The 14,204-nt window shown below is 67.6% G+C and carries 10 protein-coding genes; 2 read left to right on the forward strand and 8 right to left on the reverse strand.

The genetic code is table 11. The features are described from left to right. Positions 1–129: 129 nt before the first annotated feature. From WMF12_RS06325 to WMF12_RS06335, 3 genes are all read right to left on the reverse strand, one after another. Positions 130–1,224: a family 43 glycosylhydrolase gene (locus tag WMF12_RS06325; RefSeq protein WP_437868758.1), complete on the reverse strand. Its 1,095-nt coding sequence runs from the start codon at positions 1,222–1,224 to the stop codon at positions 130–132. Then, the gene (locus WMF12_RS06330; RefSeq protein WP_437868765.1) at positions 1,212–2,285 is read right to left on the reverse strand and encodes an AbfB domain-containing protein; all 1,074 of its coding nucleotides are present in this window, start codon (positions 2,283–2,285) and stop codon (positions 1,212–1,214) included. The genes WMF12_RS06325 and WMF12_RS06330 overlap by 13 nt, the downstream gene beginning before the upstream one ends. 207 nt (positions 2,286–2,492) lie before the next feature. Then, on the reverse strand, positions 2,493–3,476 hold the full coding sequence (locus tag WMF12_RS06335) for a glycoside hydrolase family 43 protein (protein ID WP_437868782.1): 984 nt from the start codon (positions 3,474–3,476) through the stop codon (positions 2,493–2,495). 1 nt (position 3,477) lies between these two features. Between WMF12_RS06335 and WMF12_RS06340 the strand changes: the two genes are divergently transcribed. Continuing rightward, positions 3,478–3,906, forward strand: coding sequence for a hypothetical protein (locus WMF12_RS06340; protein WP_437868786.1), 429 nt, complete (start codon positions 3,478–3,480; stop codon positions 3,904–3,906). A gap of 1,252 nt (positions 3,907–5,158) precedes the next feature. Beyond that, positions 5,159–6,472 (forward strand): extracellular catalytic domain type 1 short-chain-length polyhydroxyalkanoate depolymerase, encoded by a 1,314-nt coding sequence (locus tag WMF12_RS06345; RefSeq protein WP_437868795.1) that lies wholly within the window; start codon positions 5,159–5,161, stop codon positions 6,470–6,472. A 187-nt stretch (positions 6,473–6,659) separates the two neighbouring features. Here WMF12_RS06345 and WMF12_RS06350 read toward each other — a convergent pair whose 3' ends face one another. The 5 genes from WMF12_RS06350 to tssC form a co-directional block, all read right to left on the reverse strand. Then, a complete protein-coding gene (locus tag WMF12_RS06350; protein WP_437868803.1) occupies positions 6,660–9,119 on the reverse strand; it encodes a right-handed parallel beta-helix repeat-containing protein in 2,460 nt (819 codons plus the stop codon). Between the two features lie 333 nt (positions 9,120–9,452). Beyond that, positions 9,453–9,764: an RICIN domain-containing protein gene (locus WMF12_RS06355; RefSeq protein ID WP_437868807.1), complete on the reverse strand. Its 312-nt coding sequence runs from the start codon at positions 9,762–9,764 to the stop codon at positions 9,453–9,455. A gap of 37 nt (positions 9,765–9,801) precedes the next feature. Then, positions 9,802–10,434, reverse strand: a complete 633-nt coding sequence (locus WMF12_RS06360) for a glutathione S-transferase family protein (RefSeq protein ID WP_437868816.1) — start codon at positions 10,432–10,434, stop codon at positions 9,802–9,804. Between the two features lie 33 nt (positions 10,435–10,467). Then, positions 10,468–12,582, reverse strand: a complete 2,115-nt coding sequence (locus WMF12_RS06365; protein WP_437868824.1) for a M13 family metallopeptidase — start codon at positions 12,580–12,582, stop codon at positions 10,468–10,470. 99 nt (positions 12,583–12,681) lie between these two features. Further along, positions 12,682–14,154, reverse strand: coding sequence for a type VI secretion system contractile sheath large subunit (tssC, locus tag WMF12_RS06370; protein WP_437868837.1), 1,473 nt, complete (start codon positions 14,152–14,154; stop codon positions 12,682–12,684). Between the last annotated feature and the right edge of the window lie 50 nt (positions 14,155–14,204).

Genomic DNA, 14,204 nt, shown 5'->3' on the forward strand with positions numbered 1-14,204 from the left:
CCACCATGGCCAGGCCGCTGATACTGCACAAAGACCGCCTGTCCCCGCCCGAGCTTCCGGCGCGGGGCGTCGCGCGGCGGCTCTGAGCTCCCCACCTCGCTGCTCGTGCTCGATTCCTCCGCGAAACAGTCATTCGCCAATCGTATTCGCGCCGTTCAGGAGCGGTACGCCGAAGTTCGGCGTTCCGTCTGCATTCCATTCCAGCCGCTGGACGCGCGTGTGACGGTTCGGGTCGTAGAGCGGGTCCCCCGTGATCTTCTCGTAGTTCCGCGCGTGGTACACGAGCACGTCGATCGATCCGTCCGCCGAGGTCGTGAACGAGTTGTGGCCCGGGCCATACAGCCCGTTTGCGCTGACGAACACTGGATTCTCGTTCTTCGTCCACGAGCTGGCGCTCAGCAGGTCGTCCGTCGCGCTCGCCGTGAGCAGGCCGAGGCAGTAGCGGTCGTCCGTCGCGCTCGCTGAGTAGCTGATGAAGACCCGCCCATTCCGCTCGAGCACGGCAGCACCTTCGTTGACCGCGAACCCCGCCGTCTCCCAGGCGTGCTCGGGCCTGGCGATCCGCACGTTGGGCCTGGCCAGCGTCCACGGGTTCACCATGGCCGCGATGAACAAGCTGCTGTTGTCGCCCACGACGCTGGGGTCCTCCTGCGCCCACACGAGATAGCGCTTGCCGTCGTGCTCGAACGTCGTCGCGTCGAGCGCGAAGGTGTCCGAGTCCGTCACGATCTGCCCTCGCTCGATCCACGTGCCATCCATCGGGTTGGCCGATGAGTTCTCGAGCGCAACCATGCGAATGGCCCAGATGTTGGTCGAGCTTCCAGCGGCGAAGTAGATGTACCACTTGCCGTCGATGAAATGTAGCTCGGGCGCCCAGATGTGCGCCGCCATCGGGCCGGTCGCGTGCTTCGTCCAGACGACCTTCGGGGTCGCGCTGGCCAGGCCTCGTATCGTGGTCGCGCGCCTGATCTCGATGCGATCGTACGTCGGCACGCTCGCGGTGAAGTAGTAGTAACCGTCCGTGTGCCGCTTGATGTGGGGATCAGCGCGCTGCGAGATCAAATAGCCGAGCGGTTCGAGCGCGAACGACGCCTCCGCGTTCTTGACCGCCGTGCCGTCGAGCGCGTGCGCATAGATCTGGTAGTTCAGGCGCCGGAGATGACGCGTCGCATCCGAGTACCACTGCAGCGAGACCATCGTCGGATCCCCGTTCAGCGCGGGCACGATCCGGAACGTGGCGTCCCTCCGGAACGTGGTGGTATCCGTGAACGCGTCGATCCACAGAAGGTGACTCCTCTCTTCGGGTCTTCGGGTGGGGTCTGCCAGAGCCCGCCAGCCCGGTTGGACGCCTCATTCTGCAGCGGGTACCGGGTCGAATTCGCGCTGTCGACGTGCAGGTAGCGACCGCCGAAACCCACGGACTCGAACGACACCAGCGTCGGATCATCCGGGTTCGCGAGGCCGGGCACCACTCTCCACTGGAAGTCGGCAGGAACCTGGTTGTTCGCCCTGTCGTCGAGGTGGGTGATCATCGCATGATAATAGGAGTGCGCGACGTAGAGCGGGGCGTCGCTCTCCGTGTGCGTCGTGCGAAGCTGGTAACCCCCTCCGACGTCGTCGTCGAGATTGGAGAGCTCGAGAGCAGCGGGGGCGGCGAGGGCCGCATACGCGGGGTCCTCGCTGACAGGTGCGTCGAAGACGACGCGTACGGGCTGAGCTCCGTCGGCCACCCAGTCATCGACGCTGCTCAAGGTCACTGTCTGCGCCGCGTTCCAGTTCGCCTCCGTGAACGTCAGGCCCGCATGGCTCAGCGTCGACTCGGTCGTGTCGCTGACGCGGAGGGCGAGCGTCACGGGCGCGCTCGGCTGCGATGCGAGGAGCACGGTGAACGTCACGGGCGCGCCGCGCTCGGCGAGGATCCCGGACGGGTCGCTGACGACGATCGCCGCCGTCCTGGGACCGTCGTCGTCCGTGTTCGTGATGTCAGCGGACTCCGCGACGAGGCCGTCGCACGCTGGGTCTGCAGAGACCGAGGGCCCGAAGCGGACGCGGAAGATCTGATCCCCGTCGCTCTCCGCATCGTCCACCCCCGTGACCGTGATCTCTCGAGGGACGCTCCAATCCTCCACCGTGAAGGAGATGGTCGCCGGTGAGACGGAGCCTTCGGTCGCATCCGAGCTCGAGACCGGCACCATGATAGGCCTGCTCGGCGCGCCGTCGAGCGCCACGCTCACGGTCACCCGCCCGCCGGACTCCGAGGTGCTGAGCGCTGTGCCCGCCGTCACGATCCGCAATGAATTGGGCGACGCGACCGGCGCATCGGTCGAGGGCCCATCCGAGCACCCGACCACCACGAGCAGTGCGGCGAAGGCGCAAGCTGCCGCCGTGAGCGCAACGCGTGGCGCAGAGAGGGAAGTGCACTCTGGATGGCACGATCTCGGTGCGCGCATGATAAGGGGAAACTCCACCCATCCGTGGGTCCGGTAGGATGTTCAGTAGTGGGCGATGATCGCGTCGAGCTCCGCCTGCGTGACCCGGACCGCGTTCGCGTGGCGCACGCCGGACGGAAAGCGGTACTGCGCGCTCGGGAGCTCCGTCCAAGAGCCCGGATCCGCGTCGAGATCCGTCGTGCTCCAGCACCCGAACACACCGCCGTTCAGGTAGTAGTCGGCGAACAGGTACCATCGATTCTGCCGCGGATCCTTGATGACAAACGGTCCCTCCGTCGCTCGTCTCCTGCTCTGGGTCGACCCGCGCGTGATGTAGTCCGGACTCCATCGCGTGAACGTCGCCGGATCGAGCGCGAGCGTCGAGGAGCGCGCGATCTGGATGTCCTTGCCCGATCCGGTGAGCGCGCTCCCGCTGCTGTCCGTCTCGTCCTTGAAGAAGAGGTAGTTGCGGTCATTCCATTGCGTGATCGTCGCGTCGATGACGCTGTAGCCCGGGTCGAAGAGCACGTCGGGTGTCGGGTTGACGATGGTGACGAAGTCCTCGGTGTAGCTGACGTAGATGCGGTTCGCGCCCGTGGTGTCGTTCCCGGACCAGATGATCGCATAGAGCTTGCGATCGGGGTCGTAGTAAGCCTCCGGGGCCCAGGCGTGCATCGGGGTGGCCTTGGGGCCCGGAAGGTTCGTGAGCGTGATCAACCGGGGATTCGTGAAGGTGATGAGATCGGTCGAGTCCGCCACGAAGATCTTGGAGCTCGGATGGTTCCAGTAGTTCGAGTCGTTCTCCGAGAGCGTCCAGTCCGTGGCGATATAGATGTACGTTCCATCGTTCTTGCGGAACAGGAACGGATCTCGGATGTGATTCGTGCCCATCCCGGTGAGCTGGTACGCAGGCTGTCCATTGGCGAGGGTCGACCACTGAAGCCCGTCGGTGCTGTAGGCGAGATGCAGCGAATCGCTCGCCACGTCCTGATGCGGCCCGAAGTAGCTCAGCACCCAGGCACCCGGGGAGCAGCTGGTTGCGTTCATCGTGGCCGTATGCTCGCCGTTCGTGCACGTGAGGCAGCTGCGGTCCGTGGTGCTGCTCCCCTCCGTGCCGACGAGCTCCCCTGGCACGCAGTCGGTCCACGCGACGCATGTCGTTGCGGGATCGGCGTCGTCGTCCCAGGTGCCGTCCGCGCAATCGACAGGCGCGGCGGTCCCGCCCGCGCAGTACGTGCCCGGCGAGCAGCCGTCACACTGCGCGGGCGTGGTGCTCGTCCCCGGCGCGGTCTGCCTCGTCCCCGGCGCGCAGGGCGTGTGCATCCTGCAGCTCGGCGCGTTCGTCGTGTCGCTGAAGGTGTCCTCCGGGCACGCCGCGCACCGCCGGTCCGCCGTAGGCGAGCCCTCGGCGCTCGCGAAGGTGCCTGCGGTGCAGCCTGTCCATGCGACGCAGCTCGTCGCGCTATCGCCATCGTGATCCCAGGTGCCCTCGGAGCACGCGGGGGGCTCGGCATCGGGTCCTGCGTCTCTGCCGGTCGTCGTCACGGGGTCGCTGCACCCGGAGGTCCATAAGAGCGCCACCAGGAATCGTGCTCTCGATCTGCTTCCCAGACGTGCCATCTCGCTCCTCGGTTTCGCGCGTAGTTGCTTGTCCGCGATGACCGAGCGAGCGGAGCCGTGCCGGGATCGATCCGAGGACGAGCGCCCCGCGCGCACGACGGCCTGTCCTGGACAAAGCGAAAGGGTAGTTCGTGAGCAATTGTGAGCGCTCACATCAGCGGCGTCAACCGAAATGGCCCGGCGACGGGCTTACGGCCGCCGTTCCCCTGGAGCCCATCCACCTCGACGCAGGTCCGACGCGGCTCGCCCAGGTGGTCTCGAGCCTGCTCGCGAAGTGGCCAGGCACGACGCGCCGGGCGGCCGTATCTGGCGCTCGGTAGAGCTGCATGGGGGGGATGGTCGGCGACGGCATCAACGACGCGCCCGCGCTCGCCGGCGCGGCCGTGGGCATCGCCCTCGTCAGCGTGCCGAGGAGCGGCGAGGTGGCCTACCGGATGAAGTTCCCGACCCGGGGGGGCGACGCATCGCATCGTGACGCCTGTAGAGCTGCTCGCGCGGCCATCCACACGTGTTCCCCCGCCGAGGTACCCGCTTGTCCTGCATCGAGGTGCCCGCTTGTCCGGTATCATGGAGTGCTCGCGCCCCGCGCGACGCGCCGGAGCGCCGTGGTGCCCAGGCCAGAGCGGACTGGGTGAACCGGCGGCCTGGATACGGGAGCGGCCATCGCGGAGAAGGCGGGCAGGACGCCAGCCCTGGAGCGGGGCGGAGCGGGAGAGAGGGCGAACGAGCGAGGATCGCTTCTCGTGACGCCGCGCTCCAGAGGCGCCCCGCCAGCCTCTTTCCCCTCGGGCTGGAGGACACCGCGGGCGGTCGATTGGAATTGACGTTGTATATGTGAGCGTTCACAATCGACCCGATCGGTATCCTTTTGCTTCGCCATGGATGGGTCGTCGTGAACACGGAGACCTTCGTCATCCGATGGATCTCGGCGCCGACTCCGTCCGGATGGTCTGCTTCGCCATCGTCGGCAAGAGGAAGGCGGATCGCGTACGGAACCTTCTGTCACCTGAGGTGAGGGTGGCGATTCGCCAGCGACATCGCCGGCGTCATGTCGTCGCAGCCTTGCTTGGTTCGAGAGAGCAAATTTATACACAGGAGAGAACTCCATCATGAGCCGAAATTGGACTGCCTGGGGCGCCTTGCTGGCAGCCATGCTGGGGCCGGTACCCTCCGCGGGAGCGGCGACGTTGCAGAAGAACAACGACTGGAAGGTGAGCGGTCTGCCTGGTGACGTGAGCATGTACGTCTATGTCCCGGACCGCGTGGCGCAGAATCCTCCGATTCTGACGCTGGTGCACTACTGCGGCGGGACCGCCAGTGCAGTGTTTGGTCAGGCGCGGGGCGGGGGCATCGTCGACGCGGCGGACGACCATGGCTTCATCATGGTCGTCCCCAGCAGCGGGAGATGCTGGGACGTCGTCTCGGACAAGACCCGCACGCGTGAAGGCGGTGGCGACAGTCACGCCATCAGGCAGATGGTGAAGTACGCGCTCGACACGTACGGAGGCAACGCGGATCGCGTCTATGCGACGGGAGATTCGTCCGGCGGCATGATGACCGAGCTCCTGCTTGCCCTCTACCCGGACGTCTTCAAAGCAGGCGCCGCGTTCGCGGGCATGCCGGCCGGGTGCCGCGCAGCCAACGAATCAGGCAACAACGGCGGATATAGCGGAGCGTGCGCGGGCGGCTCGGTGACCCACACAGCGCAAGAGTGGGGGGACATCGCCCGTACGCTGGCCCCGGGGTATGCGGGACATCGCCCGCGGCTGCAGCTTTTCCACGGCGACGCGGACACCATCATCAGGTACCCGAACCACACGGAGGCCATCAAGCAATGGACCAATGTTCTGGGCGTGGGCGCGAGCCCGACGTCGACCGATACGGGAGTCCGGCTCGGCAATCACGATGCGACGCGGCAGCGCTGGGAGAATGAGTGCGGCTACGTGGTCCTCGACGCGTTCACCTCGATTGGCGGCGATCACGGCCCCTCCGACGCGTTATTCCCCGCTGAGTACGTCATCCCCTTTCTGGGTCTCGACAAGACCGGGCCGGTCGATCCCGAGATAGAGCAGTGCAGCGGTGGGGCGGGCGGAAGCGGCGGCGCAGGCGGAACCGGTGGAGAGGGTGGGGGTGGCGGACAGGGGCAGGGCGGCATGAGCGGCGGGACCGCCGGGAGCACGGGGTCGAGCGGCACCGCAGGCGGAAGCGGCACCGCAGGCGGAAGCGGCACCGCAGGCGGAAGCGGCGCGAGCAGTGGAACGGGTGGCGCCGTCACGGCTGGTGGCCCGGCCGGTAGCGCTGATTCTGGATCGTGCGCGGTCGGCAGGGCCGATTCGAGGGAGTCCGTCGGGACTTCCCTGGTTGCTCTGGCAGTTGCACTTTCGACCTTGATCCGTCGTCGTCGGAGGACGGCGGTGGGGTGAACCTGAACCGGGACCACCGAGGGGAGATCCGCGAACGGCCCGCGCCGATCGATGCGCCCGTGGATTGGAATTGACGCTGGGCTTCCTTGCCTCGGGCCTGCTCGTCTCCTGCTCCTCGCGCTCCCCGCCGGGCAGCAACGAAGGCTCGGCCGGGCAAGGCCACTGCTGCAGCGCCCACCGCGGCACGTCAGCGCACCCGCAGTTGCGCCGCCGACTCACCGAGCTTCTCGCCCTGCGCGTCGACCACATGCAGCTTGTACGCTCCGGCGCTGGCCGGCACGGCGATGGACGTCGCGTCCCCCGCCGCCTTCGTCATCGTCGCGCCCTCCGTGAACGTGCCGGTGCCGGCCGGCGCGAGCCAGACGGCGTTGGCCGCCGCGCCGGTGCTCCTGATCTTGATTGTCTTGGTGCCGGATGCCACCGAGGCGCTCGCCGGGAACACGTAGTCTTGAACCGCGAGCAGGCTGCTCGGGATGATGCCCCGGTGCTCTTCCTGGATGCCGGAGCTCAGGCAAATTTCGTATTGCGCTGCAGGCCACATGTTGTCCGGAACCGCGACCGGCGGGTCGATTCTGCTATCGGGCGGGTTGATGCCCATCTTGTTCACGGTGGCGTACGTCCTCAGGATGGTGAGGTGGTGCTTGGCCCCGAAATCCTCGCAGTTGATCGTGTATTTTACGCCGGGGTCGATGTCGAGCACGTTGTCGTTCTGCGTGATGTGCGCGCTGCCCTCGTCGTTGTGCAGGCCGTACGTGGGGCCGCTCGTCGCGGGCGGAATGCCCTTGACGTAGTTCTCGTTGATGGTCGTGCCCGGCATCTGACCTAGCGTGTAGACCGCGCCGCTGTCGTGTAGCCTGCTCAAGGTGTCGATGAAGCGATTGTTGTTGATCGCATTGTCTTTGCAGGTGGTCGAGTCGGGGAAGTTCCGCCAGCCCCAGCCCAGGTTGATGCCGTTATAGGCCGTCTTCTGGATGTGGTTGTAGGTTATCTTCAGGCCATCCACGAAGAACGCGGTGATGCCCGAATGGCCACCGAAACCCGGCAGTGAGCTCACGTCGTACAGCAGGTTGTTGCTGATGGTGTCGTTCTTACAGATGCCTTCGACACCCGGGCCGAACTTGTGGTGCGGGCCGGAGTCGCCCGCGTACAGGTGCTGCGGGTGGCCGACCGTGATGCCGCTGCCGGCGATGTCGGCGATGTGGTTGCCGACGATGCTGGAATTCACGACGTCGTTGATGAAGGAAATGCCCTCGTTGCCGCTGTGCTTCACCACGTTGCCGATGAAGTTGATCGAGTCGGCGTTGTTGACCGTGATCATCCCGGGCAGCGTGTCGATGATTTCGTATTTGCTGTTGTGCCAGTTGCCGTCGCCGTAAGCAACGTAGATGGTGGCGCCCTGTACCGTCGCTTTGCCGCGCGACCCGTCCACGCTGTATAGGTTGTAGTCGGTGTTGGCGAAGGTGATGCCCTGGAAGGTGAGGTTTTTGACGCGGCTAGCGCTGGAGGCGCCGACGATGTCGATCAGCTTCTCTGCGATCGGCGCCTGCACGTCGGCCTGAGCCATGTCTTCGCCCTGCCGCGGGTAGTAGTAGAGGGTCCCGGTCGTCTTGTCGAAATAGAACTGACCGGGTGAGTCCAAGAACTCGCGCGCGTTGTAAATCGTGTGGGAACCAGAAACGCTGAAGCCCGAATTCCAGCCGGGGGTTTGCGCGATGGCGCCGTAGGGCTGTTGAAAGAGCAGCGCGCGGAAGTTGTCTGGCGTGGTGGTGACATCACGAACGCAAACGATATTCTCGTTCCAGGTGGTGCCGTTCACGATCTCGAGGTCGTCTTTGTTGCTGGCGATGGCAGGTACCGCGTTGAGGTCGTACTTGGCGCCGTCACTGCCGCTGCCGGTCGCCCAAGCCCAGCTGTGCTGCCCGGCCGTCACGCTGTACGTTCCGACCCCTCCGCGCGACGTGACCCGCTTGCTCGTCATCAGGGCACGAGCATCGTTCACGTACAGGTTGCGCAGCTTCGTCGTTCGGTCCAGCTTGGCCTTGTAGATATTGCCTGCGTCCGGCGTCCATCCGGTCACCTTCGTCGCGCCGTTCAAAACGGGCTTTTCCCCCGGGTAAGCCTGATAGTAGATGCGATGGCCATTCGTGCCCGAGTCCGACGGCGCGAAGGCGATGGCGTCGGTGAGGCTGTACGTGCCACCTCGGAGGTAAACGTAGATGTCGCCGGTCATGTTGGCGTTGACGGTGCGGACGGCGTCGCGCGCCTTGGTGACCGTCTCGAACGGCGCGCTGGCCGTGCCTGGATTGTCGTCGCTACCGGAAGGCGACACGTAGTACGCCGCTTGCCGCGTCCCGGTCTCGTCTGGAACCTCGCCGCCGCCGCCGCCGCCGCCGCCGCCGCCGCCGCCGCCCGTCCCGCCACCGGCCATCGCGCCGGCGCTGCCGCCGCCCCCGCCCGCTGCCGCTCCTCCGGCTCCTGCAGTGGCGTCGGCTCCGCCGGTTGCGCTGCCGCCAGCCGAGCTGTCGCCGCCGGCCAGGTTGGGGCTCGTCCCGTCCGATGAACAGGCAGCCAACCCAGCGAACGCCGTGAGGGATGCGGCGACCAGCAGCTTGACGTGACGAACGGTGGAATCGTGACTCTCACGCATGATTCTTGCCTCGAAGGGAAGGTGAGCCAGCCGCCCACGCGGAGCACCGCGCCGCTTCCAGATCACGTCAACTCAGTGAGGAACCGACCCGCAGCGATGCTGCCGCGAGCCCTGCCAGAGCCTCGCGAAGCAGCGGTACGTCGCGAAGCAGAGATGCCGACCGAGCACGGGCGCCGGCACGCTCCTCCCCCTGCATGCGCCTCACCTGGAGCCAGCAGCCCGACCGGCACGGTGAACGCGCACAATGAGAAAGGCCCGGTGCGCATGACGCACCTATCCAGGGCAACGCCAAAGAATACCTGGCGCAAAATGTGAACGTTCACATGGCTGGCGTCAATCGAAATGAACCGGCGCGCGGATGTCCTCGATCCGGAGCCGTGCGCAGCGGCGGCCGGCCGAGGCGCCCGCGTGAGCTGTCCCGCGAGCCCGGCTCGCGCGAGCTCGTGTTTTCCGGGGGACCTGGGCGGTGCTCGTGCACAGGACCAGCTCGGCCATCGACGATGGCAGCCACGCCTGGTTGTCGCCGCCGTGGTTGGTCCATCGCTTCAGCGCGATCCCGTCGGTGGTCGACTCGTCGGGGACGTCCAGCACCTTGCCGCTCTTGACGTTGGTCAGTCGGAAGCAGCCCGATCCAATGCAGTTCACAGGCGGTCGATGGCCAGGTAATTCCTGGCACGCGGCGCTACACGGCCACGTGGAGGGGCTGCACCACCGCCGCGAACACCGGGAGCGCCTCGCAGCGCGCCGCGTGCGCGGCCAGCGCCGGCCGCCTCGCGGCGTCGGTGAGGGCCGGGTGCGCCTCGGAGGCGAAGCGCAGCGCGCAGGCGACCGCGATGTCGGCGTGGCTGAAGGCGCCCAGCCACCAGGTGTCGCCGCGCCGGGCGGCGCGCTCCCGCTCCAGCAGGTCGAGCGTCTCGCCGATCTGCGCGGCGCAGCGCTCCACCCAGACAGGGCTCCGGCGCTCGCCCGTGCGCAGCACGTGCTCGTAGAGCAGGCTCACCGCCTTGTCCGCGAGCCCCGTGGCGAGCGCGGCGACCCGCAGCCCGGCGCGGCGCGCCTCGCCCGAGCGCGGCAGGAGCGCGCGATCGGGCCCCACCAGGTCGTCGAGGGCGTCGAGGATCGCCGCGCTCTCCACGAGCGGCTCCCCGCCGTCCGTCACGAGCACGGGGACCCGCCGGAGCGGGTTGTACTTCGCGATGGACTCCGCGTCGGCCCACACCGACCACGGGCGGTGCTCGTACGCGAGCCCGTAATGCTGGAGCGCCACGGCGACGCGGCGCACGAAGGGAGAGTCGTACTGGCCAATCAGGATCATGGCGGCTCGTTTAACCGAGCCTGCCGCGCGCGGCTACCAGACAGCGCACGTCCTGGTCGGCCGCATCGGCGTGCCCGGCGCGCACTTGAAGGCCTCGCCGAACTCCGGGAGGTTCGCGAGCGGGCCGTTGACGCGGAACCGCGGCGGGGAGTGCGGGTTCACCTGGACCATCAGCCGGAGCGCCTCGTCGCGCAGCTTGCCGCACCAGGACTGCCCGTGCGCGAGGAAGAACTGCTGATCTTCCGTGAAACCGCTCGCGACCGTCTGCTCCGCCGCGCCCTTGCGCATCGCGCGGTACGCCATGAAGGCGAGCTTCACGCCCCCGAGATCCGCGATGTTCTCGCCCAGCGTCAGCTTGCCGTTCAGCTTCAGCCCCGGCAGCGCCTCGAAGGCCGAGTACTGCGCCTCGACGCAGGCGGTCTTCTCCCTGAACGCCACCCCGACCTCCTTCGACCACCAGTCCTCCAGGTTGCCCTTCTGGTCGAACTGGGAGCCCTCGTCGTCGAACCCGTGCGTGAGCTCGTGCCCGACCACCATGCCGATGCCGCCGAGGTTCACCGCCGCGGCCGAGCTCACGCTGTAGAACGGCGGCTGCAGGATGCCGGCCGGGAAGACCATGTGGTTGCGCTGCGGGTCGTAATAGGCGTTCACGGTGGGCGGGCTCATCTGCCACTCGTCGCGATCGAGCGGCTTGTCGATCTTCCCGAGGTCCCACTGCGTGTGGAAGGCGCGCGCGGCGAGCGCGTTCTTGGCGTACGATCGCGGATCGACCTCGAAATCGTACGTCCTCCACTTGTCGGGATATCCGATGAGGTACGCCATCGCGGCGAGCTTGGCGAGCGCGCGCTGCCGCGTGCCCTCATCCATCCAGTCGAGCGCCCGGGCGTTGCGCGCGAACGCGTCGCTGATCTGGTGCACCATCGCCTCGGCCGCAGGCTTGCTCGCGCCGGGGAAGCTCGTCTTGACGAACGGCTGCGCGAGCAGCTCGCCGAGCGCGTCATCGGTCGCGTCCACGCAGCGCTTCCAGCGCGGCCGCACCTCCTTCTGCCCGGTGAGCGCGGCCTGCAGCGTGAAGCTCTCGTCGACGAACGCCTTGGGCAGCGCGGGCGTCATGGAGCGCACCACGTGCCACGAAAGGTAGCTCTGCCACGCGGCGGGCTTCACCGACGTGAGCAGCCGGGAGAGCCCCTCGAAGAACCGGACGGAGGTCACGTTGACCTCCTTGGCGTCCTGGAGGCCGAGCCCCTGGAAATACGCGTCCCACGAGAACGCCGGCGCTGCCTTCGCGAGCGCCGCCCGGTCGAGCTTGTTGTAGAGGCCCGCCGGATCCCGCCGCTCGACCCGCGTCTTCGAGATCTTCGCGAGCTCGGTCTCGATCTGCACGACGTCGAGCGCCGCCGCCTTCGCCGCCGCCTCCTGCGCCCCGGCGAGCCGCATCATCCGCGCGACGTGCTCCTCGTAGGTCTTGCGGAGCGCCTTCGATTTGTCGTCCTCGTTGAGGTAGTAGTCGCGGTCTGGCAGGCCGAGCCCGCTCTGGTCGAGCTGCGCGATGACGCGCGTCGCGTCCTTCATGTCCTGCGCGGATTCGATGTCGAACAGCGCCCAGATGCGGCGGCGGTGGAGCTCGGTGACGAGCGCCCCGAGGCCCTTCGGGTCGCGCACCCGCCGCGCCTTCGCGAGGAGGTCCGCGATGGGCTTCGCGCCGGCGGCCTCGACCGCGGGCTCGTCCATGCACGCGCCGTAGTAGGCGCCGATCTTCTTGGTCACCGGATCCCGGTCGCCGGCGCTCGCGGCGTCCTCGAGGATGCGCCGGAGCTCCGCCTCGTTGCGCTTCTCGATCTCGTTGAAGCTCCGCATCCAGGCGGACTCGTCCCCCGGGATCTCGGTCTTCGCCAGCCATCCGCCGCACGCGAACTGATAGAAGTCCTCGCAGGGGTTCGCCGATCGGTCGAGCGCGGCCTCGTCGAGCCCGACGCTCTCGAGCTTCGTCTCGACGACAGGGAGGCCCTGCGGCGCCGGCGGCATCAGCGCCTTCACGGCGGGGGGCGGGAGCGCCGGTGGCGGGCTCGCGGCGGGGCCGCAGGCCGCCAGCGCGGAGAGGGCCACGGTGAGCGCGAGGGGAGCGGCAGGCTGTCGGAGCGTGCGCATACAGCGCTCTACCACAGGCCGGCCGTTGCGCGGGCTCGCGATGGCCGCCCGCCGCGGGATCGCGCGCTCGCGCCCGCATCCGCCCGGAGCGGGCCGGCCTCACTCCCGGTCGAGCTTGCCCATCAGGCTCAGCGTGAAATAGGCCCCCATGTACTTGAGGTGCGGGCGCACCTCGAGGTGGACCCGGTACCAGCCCGCGCTCCCCTCGACCTCGGTCACCGAGGTCCGCCCCTTGCGGAGCGGCCTGCGCGAGCGCACGGCGGGCGACACGACATCCATGTCCGCGACATACTGGCTGAGCCAGCTGTTCAGCTCGCGCTCGAGGTCGCCGCGCTCCTTCCAGGTGCCGATCTGCTCGCGCTGCATGACCTTGAGGTAGTGGGCGAGCCGGCTGACGAGGAAGACGTAAGGCAGCTGTGTGCCGAGCCGGTAGTTGACCTCGGCGGCGCGCCCTTCCTCGCTCTGGCCGAAGTACTTGGGCTTTTGCGCCGAGTTCGCGGAGAAGAAGCAGGCGTTGTCCGTGTCCTTGCGGAACGTGAGCCCGATGAAGCCCTCCTCGCTGAGCTCGAACTCGCGGCGCTCGGTCAGCATGATCTCGGTCGGGATCTTCGTCTGGATGGCGCCGAGCGCCTCGTACTCGTGGAGCGTGAGCCCCTCGACGGTGCCGCCGGATTGCGGCCCGATGATGTGCAGGCACCAGCGGTGGCGCGCGAAGCTCTCGGCGAGCCGGGTCGCCATCGCGTAGGTGGGCGCCCCCCAGCAGTACGCCGCGTGGTTGCCGACGACGTCCTCCTCGTAGGAGAACGCCCGGATGGGGGCGGTGCTCGCCCCGTAGGGCAGGCGCAGGAGGAAGCGGGGGAGGAGCAGGCCGACGTAGCGCGCGTCCTCGGACTCGCGGAACGCTGTGTACTTCACGTACTGCGGCCCCTCGAAGAGCGCCTTGATGTCGCCGAGGTGCGGCACCTTCCGGTAATCCTTGAGCCCGAAGAACTGCGGGCCCGCGACGGCCAGGAAGGGCGCGTGCGCCATCGTCGCCACCGCCGCGCATTTCTGGAGGAGCGCGATGTCCTGGGGCACGGGGCCGAACTCGTAGTTCGAGATGACGGCGCCGAACGGCTTGCCGCCGAAATTGCCGAACTCCGACGAATAGACGATCTTGTAGAGGCCGCTCCTCACGACCTCGGACGAGTCCTCGAAATCCGCGAGCAGATCGTCCTTCGAGCAGTTGAGGATCTCGACGCGGATGTTCTCCCGGAAGTCGATGTGATCGATGGCGAACTTCAGGCCGCGCCACGCGGCCTCGAGGCGCTGGAACACCGGGTGATGCAGGATCTCGTCGATCTGCCGCGACAGCCGCTGGTCGATCTCCGCGATCCACAGGTCGATGAGGGCGCTGTCCAGCGCCGCGCCGGCCTCCGGGCGGCCCGCGACCTTGCCGACCACCGCCTCCACGCCCCGCTTCACATCGTGGTAGGCGCCGCTCGTGGGGGCGACCCCCGTCTCCGCCAGGAGCTCCGCAAGGAGAGAGCCATTGCTCCCCATCACCGGCTCTTCGTGCTGCCCCGCTTGCATGTCCGGAAATTTACCACGGTCGCTCGCCGGCTGGAAGCGACGGACACGCC

The organism is Sorangium sp. So ce363 (genome assembly GCF_051520435.1).
GTDB classification, from domain to species: Bacteria; Myxococcota_A; Polyangia; order Polyangiales; family Polyangiaceae; genus Sorangium; species Sorangium cellulosum_B.

What these genes read in the sequence shown, in the direction of transcription:
- WMF12_RS06365 (WP_437868824.1), bottom strand. Translation starts at nt 12,582, where the DNA reads ATGCGCACGCTCCGACAGCCTGCCGCTCCCCTCGCGCTCACCGTGGCC.
- WMF12_RS06345 (WP_437868795.1), top strand. Translation starts at nt 5,159, where the DNA reads ATGAGCCGAAATTGGACTGCCTGGGGCGCCTTGCTGGCAGCCATGCTG.
- WMF12_RS06350 (WP_437868803.1), bottom strand. Translation starts at nt 9,119, where the DNA reads ATGCGTGAGAGTCACGATTCCACCGTTCGTCACGTCAAGCTGCTGGTC.
- WMF12_RS06335 (WP_437868782.1), bottom strand. Translation starts at nt 3,476, where the DNA reads ATGAACGCAACCAGCTGCTCCCCGGGTGCCTGGGTGCTGAGCTACTTC.
- tssC (WP_437868837.1), bottom strand. Translation starts at nt 14,154, where the DNA reads ATGCAAGCGGGGCAGCACGAAGAGCCGGTGATGGGGAGCAATGGCTCT.
- WMF12_RS06360 (WP_437868816.1), bottom strand. Translation starts at nt 10,434, where the DNA reads ATGATCCTGATTGGCCAGTACGACTCTCCCTTCGTGCGCCGCGTCGCC.